This is a genomic window from Xanthobacter versatilis (assembly GCF_043193975.1).
GTDB classification, from domain to species: Bacteria; Pseudomonadota; Alphaproteobacteria; order Rhizobiales; family Xanthobacteraceae; genus Xanthobacter; species Xanthobacter autotrophicus_E.
Window position 1 is genome coordinate 96254 of the sequence record NZ_JBAFVB010000004.1, and the last position, 13452, is coordinate 109705.

Below are 13452 nucleotides of genomic sequence, written 5' to 3' on the forward strand. Positions count from 1 at the left end.
GCCCGGCAATGCCGGGCCTTTAAAGTTAAGACAGCATTCTTGATTGATCTAAATCAAGCAGCGCTGAGCTTCTTCACGCGAGCGGCAAGGCGCGAGACCTTGCGGGACGCAGTGTTCTTGTGCAGCACGCCCTTGGTGACGGCGCGCATGATCTCAGGCTCCGCCGCCTGGAACGCCGCGGTGGCGGCGGTGGCGTCACCGGCCGTGAGCGCATCCTCAAGCTTGCGCAGGTAGGTGCGCACGCGGGAGCGGCGAGACCGGTTCACTTCGGTGCGGCGCTCGATCTTGCGCACCGCTTTCTTGGCGGAAGGCGTATTGGCCATCGGCCGTCCTTGCTGGTTCGCGCCCGGCTTTGCGGCCCGTATGGCCCCTCCGCGTCGCGCATGAATGGGTGGACAAGCCGGCGGCAGGACCGCCAGCGAAGTGCCGGGCTTATAGTGTCGCAGCGCGCCCGCGTCAACTCTTCAGTGCACGCGGGCTCACCCAAGGGCGGCATCGCGGCGCCTTTACGGAGGGGTCCTGCATCGCGTATGTGCTCGACGCACTCTATATAGGAACGTGCCGGGGCCGCAAAAGCGTCCCCGGCAGATCCACCACCACAGGGGACCGGCGGAATGCCGGCGAGCGGGGGTTCGGCATGAGCGATGTGACGGTGACCGATCGTCCTGTGAGCGACAGCCTTGTGACCGTGTTCGGCGGCTCGGGCTTCCTCGGGCGGCATGTGGTGCGGGCGCTGGCCATGCGCGGCTACCGCGTGCGCGTGGCGGTGCGACGGCCGGAACTCGCGGGCTTCCTCCAGCCGCTCGGCTTCGTCGGCCAGATCCAGGTCAGCCAGGCCAACGTGCGATATCCCGAGAGCGTCGCCCGCGCCGTGGACGGCGCCGAGGCGGTGGTGAACCTCGTGGGCGTGCTGTCCCAGTCCGGCCGCCAGAGCTTCGATGCGGTCCATGCCTTCGGCGCCCGCGCCATCGCCCAGGCCACGGCCCGGGAAGGCGCGCCGCTGGTGCACGTCTCCGCCATCGGCGCCGATGCCAACTCCCCCTCCGGCTACGGCCGCACCAAGGCCGAGGGCGAGGCTGCCGTGCGTGCCGCAGCGGCCGATGCCATCATTTTCCGTCCCTCCCTGCTGTTCGGACCCGAGGACGACTTCTTCAACCGCTTCGCTGCCATGGCGCGCCTCTCCCCGGTGCTGCCGCTGATCGGCGGCGGGACGACCCGCTTCCAGCCCGTGTTCGTGGGCGACGTGGCCGCCGCCATCCTCAAGGCGGTGGACGGCAAGGCCAAGGCCGGCACCACCTACGAACTGGGCGGGCCGCAGGTGCGCACCTTCCGCGAACTGATGGAGCTGGTGCTGCGCGAGATCGGCCACAAGCGCCTGCTGGTGGACCTGCCGTTCGGCATGGCCAACCTGATGGCCCGTCTCACCCAATGGGCGCCCGGCGCGCCGCTCACCACCGATCAGGTGGCCATGCTGCGCTCGGACAATGTGGTCTCCGACGCCGCCAAGGCGGAAGGACGCACCTTCGCCGGCCTCGACATCACCCCCACCGCGCTCGCGACCGTGCTGCCCACCTATCTCTGGCGCTTCCGCAAGGCCGGCCAGTTCACCCACGTGGAGACGTGATCGCAATGCGCCGGGGCCCGGACCTCGACCCGGAACGGCGCACGCAAGGCTGAGACGATGGCAAAGGACGCAAGGAACCGCGACGCAGGGGCCCGCCACACCGGGACCCGCGGCGCGCGGCACCTCGACGTGAAGATCTGCGGCATCACGACCGCAGACGCCCTCGACGCGGCGCTGGACGCGGGCGCCGACCTGGTGGGCTTCGTCCATTTTCCCAAAAGCCCGCGCCACCTCACCCTCGCCGAGGCCCCGGGCCTCGTCGCCCGGGTCGAGGGGCGGGCGCGCAAGGTGGCGCTGCTGGTGGATCCCGACGACGCCCTTTTGGCGCAGGTGGTGGCCGCCTTCTCCCCCGATCTCCTCCAGCTGCACGGCCACGAGACGCCCGAGCGCGTCGCCGCCATCCGCGCCGCCTTCGGCCTGCCGGTCATGAAGGCGCTGCCGGTGGGCCGGCGGGAAGACCTCGCCCCGCTGCCGGCTTACGCCGCCGTGGCCGACCTGATCCTGTTCGACGCCAAGCCCGATCCCGGCGCCCTGCTCCCTGGCGGCAACGGACGGCCCTTCGACTGGCGGCTGGTCGCCGGCCTTGACGCCGGCCGGCCGCTCATGCTTTCCGGTGGCCTCACTGTCGACAATGTGTCGCAGGCCCTTTCCGAGGTCCGGATGGACGGGGTGGACGTATCGTCTGGCGTGGAAGATGCCCCCGGCGTGAAGTCGCCGGACAAGATCCGCGCCTTCGTCGCGGCGGTCCGGCGCGTCGAGGCCCGCCTCCCGGAAGGCCACCTGCCCGACCAGCCGGCCGAAGCTGAACCGACCCGCGCGACAACGGCGCCGGGGCCTGAAGATCTCTCATCGAAAGTGCGCGCGTCGTGACCGCTCTCAATTCCTATCGCACCGGCCCCGATTTCCGGGGTCACTTCGGCATCCATGGCGGGCGCTTCGTTGCCGAGACCCTGATGCCGCTGATCCTGGAGCTGGAGCAGGCCTACGAGGCGGCGAAGGCGGACCCGGCCTATCACGCCGAGATGGCCGGCTATCTCACCCATTATGTGGGCCGCCCCTCCCCGCTCTATTTCGCCGAGCGCCTCACCGAGCATCTGGGCGGCGCCAAGGTCTATCTGAAGCGCGAGGAGCTGAACCACACCGGCTCCCATAAGGTGAACAACGTGCTCGGCCAGATCCTGCTCGCCCGCCGCATGGGCAAGGAGCGGATCATCGCCGAGACCGGCGCCGGCCAGCATGGCGTCGCCACCGCCACCATGTGCGCCCGCTTCGGCCTGAAGTGCGTGGTCTACATGGGCGCCGTGGACGTGGAGCGGCAGGCCCCCAACGTGTTCCGCATGAAGATGCTGGGCGCCGAGGTGGTCGCTGTGCAGTCCGGCTCGCGCACCCTGAAGGACGCCATGAACGAGGCGCTGCGCGACTGGGTCACCAACGTGCACGACACCTTCTACTGTATCGGCACGGTGGCCGGTCCCCATCCCTACCCGGCCATGGTGCGCGACTTCCAGTCCATCATCGGCCGCGAGACCCGCGAGCAAATGCAGGAGATGGAAGGCCGCCTGCCCGACAGCCTGATCGCCTGCGTGGGTGGCGGCTCCAATGCCATGGGCCTGTTCCATCCCTTCCTCGACGATCCCACCGTGGCGATCTACGGGGTGGAGGCGGCGGGTCGCGGCCTCGACACCCACGAGCATGCCGCCTCCATCGCCGGCGGGCGGCCGGGGGTGCTGCACGGCAACCGCACCTACCTGCTCATGGACGGCGACGGCCAGATCACCGAGGCCCATTCCATCTCAGCCGGCCTCGATTATCCCGGCATCGGGCCGGAGCATTCCTGGCTCAACGACGTGGGCCGTGTGACCTACCTCTCCTGCACCGACCAGGAGGCGCTGGACGCCTTCCAGCTGCTCACCCGGCTCGAGGGCATCATCCCGGCACTGGAATCCGCACATGCCATCGCCAAGGTGGTGGAGCTGGCACCCAAGCTGCCGAAGGATCACCTGATGGTGGTCAACCTGTCCGGCCGCGGGGACAAGGACGTGCCCCAGGTGGCGGAAATTCTCGGCACCAGCCTGGGGGCTTAGCCATGACGTCGTTCTCCGCGGTTCTTGCGTTTGGCGTTGCCGCCTGTGTCGCGGGCGTTGCCGCCCCGGCATCGGCCCAGTCTTCGGCCGCGCTCCAGCTGACCACCGGCAAGGTCGTCACCGACCCGGCGGGCGCCTTCATCTCCGTCTCGGTGAAGAACGGCACCACGGCGCCCATCTCGGAAACCTATGTCGCCTGCGAGTTCTTCGCCGGCAACCGGGCGCTGGGCAAGTCGTCCACCACCCTGTTCTCCATCGTGCCCGGAGTGACGGGAACCGACCAGGTGCGCCTGCTCGGTGGCACGTCGGCGAACCGCGCCACCTGCGCCATCACCGGCCACAAATAAGACCATCAGCCTCGGCCATCGACCGAGGCTGAGTGGGTACGCTCAAGCGCCACACGGGCCGGACCCGTGTCCCGGGGAGCTTTCTCCCGCGCCCTCCTCTTTCCTTGCATCCAGGCAGGCCCATGACCACGCGCATCTCCACCCGCTTCGCCGCGCTGAAAGAGGAAGGCCGCCCCGGCCTCGTCACCTTCGTCACGGCGGGCGATCCGGACGGGGAGACCTCGCTCGCCATCCTCAAGGCGCTGCCCGGCGCCGGCGCGGACGTGATCGAGCTGGGCATTCCCTTCACCGATCCCATGGCCGACGGCCCGGCCATCCAGGCGGCGGGCCTGCGCGCGCTCAAGGGCGGCCAGACCCTGGCCAAGACCATCGAGATGGTCCGGGTCTTCCGCACCGAGGACACCACCACGCCGGTGGTGCTCATGGGCTATTTCAATCCCATCTACATCTATGGCGTGGATCGCTTCCTCACCGACGCCAAGGTGGCGGGGGTGGACGGCCTCATCGTGGTGGACCTGCCGCCGGAGGAGGACGACGAGCTCTGCCTGCCGGCCCTGAACGCCGGGCTCGACTTCATCCGCCTCGCCACCCCCACCACCGACGACAAGCGCCTGCCGACGGTGCTCGCGCACACGGCGGGCTTCGTCTATTACGTCTCCATCACCGGCATCACCGGCTCGGCGACGCCGGACGCGGATCTGGTGGCCGCCGCCGTCGCCCGCATCAAGTCCCACACCGACCTGCCGGTGGCCGTGGGCTTCGGCGTGCGGACGCCGGAACAGGCCAAGGCCATCGCCGCCGGTGCCGACGCGGTGGTGGTGGGCTCCGCCCTGGTGGAGGTGGTGCGCCGCACCCTCGATGCCGAGGGCAACGCCACCGCCAACACCCTGCCGGGCGTGGAAGCGCTGGTGAGCGAACTGGCCGAGGCGGTGCGCAGCATCAAGCGCTGAGGCACCTGCCCCCTTAAGCCGGGCGAGGGAGGCACCGGGGTAGACGAATGTGCGGCCCGGCTTCGTCCTGCCGCACTTTCGCCGCGTCGCGCTTGCCATTACATGGAAGCATATTGGTGTGCGCCGCAGCGCGGCTGTCCGCCCGCCTTCCGGAGATCGCCCGTGAACTGGATTTCCAACGTCGTCCGCCCGAAGATCCGCGATTTCCTGGCGCGCCGCGAGGTTCCCGAGAACCTGTGGGTGAAGTGCCCCGAAACCGGGCAGATGGTGTTTCACAAGGACCTGGAGGCCAACCTCTACGTCATCCCCGCATCCGGCTACCATATGCGAATGGATGCGGTGAAGCGGCTGAAAGCCACGTTCGACGACGGCGCCTATGAGGAAGTGGCGCTGCCGGAGGTGGCCACCGACCCGCTGAAGTTCCGCGACGAGCGCCGTTACATCGACCGCCTGAAGGACGCCCGCACCAAGACCGGCTACCAGGATGCGGTGAAGGTGGCGACCGGCATGCTCACCGAGCTGCCGGTGACCATCGCCGTGCAGGATTTCGGCTTCATGGGTGGGTCGCTGGGCATGGCCGCTGGCGAGGCGGTGGTGAAGGGGCTCCAGACCGCCGCCGAAAAGGGCACGCCCTTCATCATGTTCGCGGCCTCGGGCGGCGCGCGCATGCAGGAGGGCATCCTGTCCCTCATGCAGATGCCGCGCACCACCGCCGCCATCCAGGAACTGCGCGAGACCAGGAAGCCCTACATCGTGGTGCTCACCAACCCCACCACGGGCGGGGTCACGGCGTCCTACGCCATGCTGGGCGACATCCAGATCGCCGAGCCCGGCGCCCTCATCGGCTTCGCCGGCCCGCGCGTGATCGAGCAGACCATCCGCGAGAAGCTGCCCGACGGCTTCCAGCGCGCCGAATACCTGCACGAGCACGGCATGCTCGACATGGTGGTGCATCGCCACCAGATGCGCGACACCCTGGGCCGCCTGTGCCGCATGCTCATGAAGGCGCCGGCCCTGCCACCCAAGGGCCGCCTGCCCCGCCCCGAAGCGGCCTGACAAGGACGCGCCAGCGGGCGCCGGCACCTTGCCGCTGCGCCCGCGCGAGAATGAACATGGCCCTGCCCCGCCCCTTCCCCCTGCCCGCCCGCGCCACCGACGAGATCCTCACTCGCCTCGCCGCGCTTCACCCCAAGAAGATCGATCTGTCCCTGGCGCGGATGGGACGGCTGCTGGACGCCCTCGGCAATCCGGAGCGGCGGCTGCCGCCGACGATCCATGTGGCCGGCACCAACGGCAAGGGCTCCACCATCGCCTTCATGCGCGCCATGCTGGAGGCGGCAGGCCAGCGGGTGCACGTCTATACCTCGCCCCATCTGGTGCGCTTCAACGAACGCATCCGCCTCGGCGCGCCGGGGGGCGGCGTGCTGGTATCGGACGCGGCCCTCGCCGAGGCCCTCGACCGGACCGAGACCGCCAATGCCGGCCAGCCCATCACCCTGTTCGAGATCACCACGGCGGCGGCCTTCCTGCTGTTCGCCGAGCATCCGGCCGACGTGCTGCTGCTGGAGGTGGGCCTCGGCGGCCGGCTCGACGCCACCAATCTGGTGGCCGAGCCGCTGGCGAGCGTGATCACCCCCGTCTCCATCGACCATGTGGACTTCCTTGGCACCTCGGTGGAGGCCATCGCCAGCGAGAAAGCGGGCATCATCAAGCCGCGCCGGCCGGTGGTGGTCGGCTCGCAGGTGCCGGAGGCGCTCACCGTCATCGAACGGGCGGCGGCGAAGAAGCTTGCGCCTTTGTTCGTGCGCGGCCAGCAGTGGAACGTCAGCGAGGAAGCCGGCCGCCTCGTCTATGCCGACGAGGACGGCTTGCTGGACCTGCCGCGCCCGCGCCTCGTGGGACCGCACCAGATCGACAATGCCGGCCTTGCGGTGGCGACGCTGCGCGCCGTGAAGCTGCCGGCGGCCCATGAGGCCGGCATCCTCCAGGCCGACTGGCCGGCGCGGCTCCAGCGCCTGCCCTCGGGGCCGCTGGTGGCGCGGGCGCCGGCCGGCGTGGAGGTGTGGCTTGACGGCGGGCACAATGCCGCCGGCGGTGCCGCCCTCGCCCATGCTTTGTGCGAGCTTGAGGAGCGTTATTCGCGCCCCCTCGTGCTCATCCTCGGCATGCTGGGCACCAAGGATGTCACCGGCTTCCTCGCACCCTTCGCCGGGCTGGTGAGGGAGGCCATCGCCGTGCCGGTGCCCGGCGAGCATGCCGGCCTCAAGCCCGAGGACGTGGCCGCCGCCGCCATGGGCCTCGGCATGTCGGCGCGGGTCGCCCGCGACGTGGGCAGCGCCCTCGACAGCATCACCCGCACCTCGCAGGTGCCGCCGCCGCGAGTGCTGATCTCCGGCTCGCTCTATCTTGCCGGAGCGGTGCTCGCCGCCAACGGCGCCGAGCCGGCCTGAGCCGCGTCAGGCAAAGGCAAAGATCGAGGCGCCCTTTTCGGCCTGGCCGACGGCGTTTCGGAAGGGGGCGAAGAGCTCGCGGCCGACGCCGGAGTGGGAAGCGCTGAGGTCCACGGTCACCGCCGGGCGGGCGGCCCATTCGGCTTCGGGGACCAGAACCTCGAGGGTGCCGGCCACCGCGTCCACGCGGATGAGGTCGCCGTCGCGCACCTTGGCGATGGCGCCGCCGTCCACCGCTTCCGGCGTCACATGGATGGCCGAGGGCACCTTGCCCGACGCCCCCGACAGCCGCCCGTCGGTAACGAGGGCCACCTTCAGCCCGCGATCCTGCAGCACGCCCAAGGGCGGCATCAGTTTGTGCAGCTCCGGCATGCCGTTGGCCTTGGGGCCCTGGAAGCGCAGCACCGCCACCATGTCGCCTGTCAGCTCGCCGGCCTTGAAGGCGGCCTGAAGCTCCTCCTGGGCATGGAACACCCGCGCCGGCGCCTCGATGACGTGGCGCTCGGGGGCCACTGCCGAGGTCTTGATCACCGCCCGGCCGATGTTGCCGTCGAGCACCTTCAGCCCGCCGGTGGCCTGGAACGGATCGGCCGCCGTGCGCAGCACCTTGGCGTCACCGGTGACGGCGGGGCCGTCGCGCCAGGCAAGGCTGCCGTCTTCGGCCAGAACCGGCTCCTTGGTATAGGCCGCAAGCCCGCGCCCGAGGATGGTCTCGGCATCGGCATGCAAGAGACCTGCGCCCAGAAGCTCGCGGATGACGAAGGCCATGCCGCCGGCAGCGTGGAAGTGGTTCACGTCCGCCGTGCCGTTGGGATAGACCCGGGTGAGCAGGGGCGTCACCTCGGCGAGGTCGGAAAAGTCCTGCCAGGTGAGGGCGATGCCGCCGGCCGCCGCCATGGCCACCAGATGCAGGGTGTGGTTGGTGGAGCCGCCGGTGGCGTGCAGGCCGACGATGCCGTTCACGAACGCCTTCTCGTCCAGCATCCGCCCCGCGGGGATGTAATCGTTGCCCAGCGCGGTGATGGCCAGCGCCCGCTGCGCCGCGGCTTTCGTCAGCGCATCGCGCAAAGGCGTGTCGGGGGTCACGAAGGAGGCGCCGGGCAGATGCAGGCCCATGATCTCCATGAGCATCTGGTTGGTGTTGGCGGTGCCGTAGAAGGTGCAGGTGCCGGGGCCGTGGTAGGATTTGGATTCCGCCTCCAGCAGCGCGTCGCGGCCGACCTTTCCTTCTGCGAACAGCTGGCGGATCTTCGACTTCTCGGTGTTGGACAGGCCCGAGGTCATGGGACCGGACGGGATGAACACCGCCGGCAGATGGCCGAACGACAGCGCCCCGATCACCAGCCCCGGCACGATCTTGTCGCAGATGCCGAGGAACACCGCCGCATCGAAGGTCTGGTGGGAGAGGGCCACGGCGGTGGAAAGCGCGATCACGTCGCGGGAGAACAAAGACAGCTCCATGCCGGCCTCGCCCTGGGTGACGCCGTCGCACATGGCGGGCACGCCGCCGGCCACCAGGGCCACGCCGCCCACGCCACGGGCGGCTTCCCGCAGCAATTCCGGATAGCGCTCATAGGGCTGGTGGGCGGAGAGCATGTCGTTATAGGCGGTGACGATGCCGAGGCTCGCGCCCTGGCCCTCGCGCAGCACCGCCTTGTCGCCGGGAGCGCAGGCGGCGAAGCCATGGGCCTGGTTGGCGCATCCCAGCGCCTGGCGGCGGGGCTTGTGGGCGGCAGCGGCGGCGATGCGATCGAGATAGCGCTGTCTCTGGTCGCGGCTGCGCTGCGCGATCCGCTCCGTCACCTCCCCGATACGGGCGTTCAGGGGGGCGGGCGAAGCGGACGGAGTTTCGGCGGACATTGGCGGTCTCCTGCGGGGGAGGGGGCGATCTTCAGGATAAAGCATGTAGGGCATTTGCTGCCCCAGCGCACGCGCCGATCAAATCGATTTGAACCCAGCCGTCGCGCTCACGCCGGCCATAGATCAAGCCCTCCAAGGCGGAATGCCCGCCCCCTCATGCACAGGCGGAATACCAGCGCGGGTGCCGCTCAGACCGGCTATGCGCCCCAGTTGTCGGGATTGCGGATGGCGGGAGCTGTGGTCGGCAAGGCTCGTCCCACTCGCGGCTGACACAGCCCGGCAAGCCGTCGATCCAGACCGGCCGGATCAGCCCCGCCAGCTGCGGCGCAAGAGGTGGAGCCGGTGATCTGCGCGGCGCGCGGCTTCACCAGTTCGAGTAGATGGGTAGCGGCGGGACGGCCTTGAAGGATCCGGCGCTATGCATGGTCACGATGGTCGCCGGTCGCAGGGATTGCGTCCCCATGTCGAGACCACACGCCGGAAAGTGACATGACCCGCGAAAAATCGCAGAGAACCCAGCCAACAGCCGCGCGGGAAATCCGTTCGCTGCTGCACAAAATGTGGCGACAAGACCTGCCTTGCCCCGCTGATCATCCATCCCTAGTCTTTCCGCCAGCGGGCCGATACGAGCCCGGCGGGAGGAAAAGGGATGTCCGATGCCGCATTGGACCTGAAGCTGTGCCTTCTTCGGGGTGAGACGCCAAGCCCGCTCGACCTCAACAGCTTTGCCGGCGCCGACCGCATCCGCCTGCGGACCCAAACCAAGTCGGCGGTCTCCGATCGCCTCGCCGTGCGCCTCCTGACCCTCATGGCATCGGGACGGCTGCCGCCGGGCGCCCGCCTGCCGCCGGAGCGGCAGATCGCCGAGACCGTGTCGGTGAGCCGGGTGTGCGTGCGCACCGCGCTGGAGCGCCTGAAGAGCGCCGGCTACCTGCGCTCGATCCAGGGCTCCGGCACCCGCGTGAGCGAGTGTTACGCCGGCAGCAGCCTCGACCGGCTGATCGCGGCGAATTCCACCAATCTGCACGACCTGATGGAGATCTGCGGCCATCTGGATTCCTGGGCCCTGGTGCGGGCCATGCGGCACGGCGCCAGCGAACCGAGGGACCGGCTGGTGGCATTGCTGACGCAGCCGGTGTCGCCCGCGCACTTCGCCGAGCGCGAGGCGGACGTGCGCTTCGCCCTGGCGGAGGCGACCCAGAGCGAGGTCTTCCTGTGGCTCATGCGCCACCTGTCCCGCGGCCTCGAACGCGCCCAGGCGAGCCCGGCCAGCGAGACCGAGCGGGCGCTCCAGATCGCCTCCCACCGGCTGGCGCGAGCGTTGCGCCATGACGACCTGCCGGCGGCGAGCGTGGCGCTGGCGGAGCGCTCCGCCGCCCTGCTCCAGTGCAACTTCCATGGCGGTTCGACGCCCCGGCGCGGCGTGGGCGACCTTCTGGAAGGCGACGCCCTGCTCGCGGCCCTCACCATCACCCAGCCCGACCAGTTGCGCGCGCGCCTCGTCGCGGAAATCGGCGTGCTGATGTCGGAAGCCAAGCTCTCCGACGGCGCCAAGCTGCCGAGCGAGCGCCAGCTCGCCGACCTGTTCGGCGTCAGCCGCATGTCGGTGCGCGAGGCCCTCGGCGCGCTCAAGGAGCAGGGGCTGGTGCGGGCCAGCGCGCGCACCGGCACCCATGTGTGGCAGGCGCCCCTCGGCGAGAGCGGGCAGGAGCTGCGCTGCATCGTCCAGCGCAGCGAGGCCAACCTCATGGATGTCTGCGCCCTGCGGCATTATCTGGAGGCGTGGTCGTCCCGGCGCGCCGCCGCGTGCGCCAGCGTGGACGATCTTTCCGACATGCGGCGCATCATCGGCGAGATGCGCCGGCCGATCCCCGCGCTACGGCGCAAGATCGACCTCGACTTCCGCCTGCACCTCACCATCACCCGGGCGACGGGGAGCGCGGTGGCGCTCTACATCACCGAAGTGCTGCGCGACGTCTACTCGGTTTATTTCGACTATACGCTCACAGAGCTGTTTTCACCGCAACGCGACAGCCTTTTGCTGGAGCAGCATGTGGAGATCGTCGACGCCATCATGGCCCGCGATCCCGATCGTGCCGGGCGGGCCATGGAGGCGCACTGCCACATCTTCCGCAACCTCTACGGCCTGCTGCACGACACCGAGCCGCCCACCGCGCACGCACTGCATTGATTGGGGGCGTTGTCGCCCCCAATTCCTCAGTGGCCGGAGAAGCCGGGCTTGCGTTTGTCGCGGAAGGCGTTCACCGCCTCCTGGTGGTCGGCGGTGATGTTGGACAGGGCCTCATAGGCGAGGCTCGCGTCCATGACGCCATGGACGATGCGCTTCAGCTCGATGTTGGTGGCCACCTTCGACCAGCGGATGGCCTTGGTGGCGCCCGCCAGCAGCTTGCCCACATAGGCCTCCACCGCCGCGTCCAGCTCGGCGGCGGGAACGGCGTGGTTGATGAGGCCGATCTCGGCCGCGCGCGGGGCGATCAAGAGGTCGCCGCTCATGAGGAATTCTTTGGCCCGCGCATAGCCGATGAGCTGCGGCCAGATGGCCGCGCCGCCATCGCCGGCGACGAAGCCCACCGCCACATGGGGATCGCCGATCTTGGCGTCCGACGCGGCGAAGACCACATCGCACATCAGGGCCAACGTCGCCCCAAGGCCGGTGGCGTGGCCGTTGACGCGGGCGATGAGCGGCTTCTCCAGATCGAGCATGGAGAAGACGATGCGCTTGGCCTCCCGCGCCGTCTGCTCGAAGGTGTGGGGATGGTCGATCATCTCCTGCATCCAGTTGATGTCACCGCCGGAGGAGAAGGCCCGTCCCGCTCCGGTGAAGACCACCACGTCGCTGCCGGGATCGCTGGCGATGTCATAGAACACCTCGGACAATTCCTCATGCATGACCTTGTCGGCCGCGTTGAGGAAATCCGGGCGGTTCATGGTGAGGGTCAAGAGCCGGCCCTTGCGCTCGATCTTCAGGGTCTCGTAGCGCTCTTCCAGGGGGATCCGCTTCATGGGAGAAAGGTCTTTCTTCGTCTTGAAGGTGTGTTGAAGACTTCACGCGGCGGCGCCGAAGCGGGCGAGATGCTCCTGCGTGGAGCCGAACAGCGCCGCATGGGTCTGGAAGCGTTTGTAGACGTGGCCGATGCGGTATTCCTGCGTGACGCCGATGCCGCCGCTGACCTGGATGCACCGGGCCACCGCCTTGAGGCCCTGCATGCCGGCATAGGCCTTGAGCGCTGACGCCGCCCGCGCGCGCTCCCCGGCCGGCCCGGCAAGGGCATCCGCCGCCCACATCAGCAGGGAACGCATCTGCGCGATCTCACAGAAGCTCTCGGCCATCATGTGCTGCACCGCCTGGAACGTCGCCAGAGGCGCGCCGAACTGGGTGCGGTCCTTGAGATAGGACACGGTGAGAGCGAGCCCCGCATCGGCCGCGCCGAGGGCTTCCGCGGAGGCCCCCACCGCCGCCGCATCGGCGAGGAGCGCGGCGAGGTCGTAGGCCGCTTCGCCCCGCGCCACGATGGCGTGCGGCGCCACCGGCAGGTCGGCGAAGCTGAGCACGGCGGCGGTTCGGCCGTCCATCAGCCATGTCCGGTCCAGCGCCGCCGCGGCCGATGCCGGCAGCAGCAGCACCGCCGCGCCATTCGCCGAGCCGGAGCCCACGGGCACGATCCAGTGGGTGGCAAGGTCGATGCCGAGGGCCAGCCGGCTACGTCCGGACAACAATGTCCCGCCCTCGCCCAGCCGCAGGCCGGCATCGGGGACATAGGCGAAGCGCACGCTGCCCGCCTGAAGGCCATCCGCCAGAGGTTGCGCCACCTCAAGTGGGAGGGCCGCCAGCACGAGCGCGGCCAGAAGGAGGCTCGCCAGCAGCGGCGCCTCGTCCAGCACGCGGCCGGCCTCCTCCAGGATAACCATGCACTGGGCCGAATCGCCGCCGATGCCGCCCAACGCCTCCGGCAGGCCGAGGGCAAACCAGCCCAGCTCCGCCATGGCACGCCAGCGCGCCTGCGGATCGCCCGCGCGGGTAGGCGACCAGGCGTAAGTGTCTTCAAGGAAGCGCCGCGCACTGTCGCGCAGCAGCGCATCCTCCTCGCGTCGGTGTTCGGATCTGCGCATGGCTCC

At 69.5% G+C, this 13452-nt stretch carries 12 protein-coding genes; 8 read left to right on the plus strand and 4 right to left on the minus strand.

Annotated elements, in window-relative coordinates; translation table 11 throughout:
• Window positions 1–53: 53 nt before the first annotated feature.
• Window positions 54–323: a 30S ribosomal protein S20 gene (gene rpsT, locus V5F66_RS10175; protein ID WP_012113713.1), complete on the minus strand. Its 270-nt coding sequence runs from the start codon at window positions 321–323 to the stop codon at window positions 54–56.
• A 314-nt stretch (window positions 324–637) separates the two neighbouring features.
• On the opposite strand from rpsT, the gene V5F66_RS10180 reads away from it, so the two are divergent.
• From V5F66_RS10180 to V5F66_RS10210, 7 genes are all read left to right on the plus strand, one after another.
• Window positions 638–1624: a complex I NDUFA9 subunit family protein gene (locus tag V5F66_RS10180; RefSeq protein ID WP_012113714.1), complete on the plus strand. Its 987-nt coding sequence runs from the start codon at window positions 638–640 to the stop codon at window positions 1622–1624.
• A gap of 57 nt (window positions 1625–1681) precedes the next feature.
• Window positions 1682–2494, plus strand: coding sequence for a phosphoribosylanthranilate isomerase (locus tag V5F66_RS10185; protein WP_394093781.1), 813 nt, complete (start codon window positions 1682–1684; stop codon window positions 2492–2494).
• Window positions 2491–3708, plus strand: coding sequence for a tryptophan synthase subunit beta (gene trpB, locus V5F66_RS10190; RefSeq protein WP_012113716.1), 1218 nt, complete (start codon window positions 2491–2493; stop codon window positions 3706–3708). Before V5F66_RS10185 ends, trpB begins: the two co-directional genes overlap by 4 nt.
• 2 nt (window positions 3709–3710) lie before the next feature.
• Window positions 3711–4055 (plus strand): hypothetical protein, encoded by a 345-nt coding sequence (locus V5F66_RS10195; RefSeq protein WP_394093782.1) that lies wholly within the window; start codon window positions 3711–3713, stop codon window positions 4053–4055.
• A gap of 122 nt (window positions 4056–4177) precedes the next feature.
• Complete coding sequence (gene trpA, locus V5F66_RS10200; RefSeq protein WP_394093783.1) at window positions 4178–5005, plus strand: tryptophan synthase subunit alpha; 828 nt, start codon at window positions 4178–4180, stop codon at window positions 5003–5005.
• A gap of 162 nt (window positions 5006–5167) precedes the next feature.
• The gene (gene accD / locus V5F66_RS10205) at window positions 5168–6061 is read left to right on the plus strand and encodes an acetyl-CoA carboxylase, carboxyltransferase subunit beta (RefSeq protein WP_012113719.1); all 894 of its coding nucleotides are present in this window, start codon (window positions 5168–5170) and stop codon (window positions 6059–6061) included.
• Window positions 6062–6111: 50 nt separating this feature from the next.
• Complete coding sequence (locus V5F66_RS10210) at window positions 6112–7455, plus strand: bifunctional folylpolyglutamate synthase/dihydrofolate synthase (protein ID WP_394093784.1); 1344 nt, start codon at window positions 6112–6114, stop codon at window positions 7453–7455.
• A 6-nt stretch (window positions 7456–7461) separates the two neighbouring features.
• Here V5F66_RS10210 and edd read toward each other — a convergent pair whose 3' ends face one another.
• Window positions 7462–9315, minus strand: a complete 1854-nt coding sequence (edd, locus tag V5F66_RS10215; protein WP_394093785.1) for a phosphogluconate dehydratase — start codon at window positions 9313–9315, stop codon at window positions 7462–7464.
• Between the two features lie 649 nt (window positions 9316–9964).
• Between edd and V5F66_RS10220 the strand changes: the two genes are divergently transcribed.
• On the plus strand, window positions 9965–11506 hold the full coding sequence (locus tag V5F66_RS10220; RefSeq protein ID WP_394093786.1) for a FadR/GntR family transcriptional regulator: 1542 nt from the start codon (window positions 9965–9967) through the stop codon (window positions 11504–11506).
• 26 nt (window positions 11507–11532) lie between these two features.
• Here the strand turns inward: V5F66_RS10220 and V5F66_RS10225 are convergent, their stop codons facing one another.
• A complete protein-coding gene (locus V5F66_RS10225) occupies window positions 11533–12339 on the minus strand; it encodes an enoyl-CoA hydratase/isomerase family protein (protein ID WP_394093787.1) in 807 nt (268 codons plus the stop codon).
• Between the two features lie 42 nt (window positions 12340–12381).
• Window positions 12382–13446 carry an acyl-CoA dehydrogenase family protein gene (locus V5F66_RS10230; RefSeq protein ID WP_394093788.1) on the minus strand — a complete coding sequence of 355 codons (1065 nt, stop codon included), beginning with the start codon at window positions 13444–13446 and terminating at the stop codon, window positions 12382–12384.
• Between the last annotated feature and the right edge of the window lie 6 nt (window positions 13447–13452).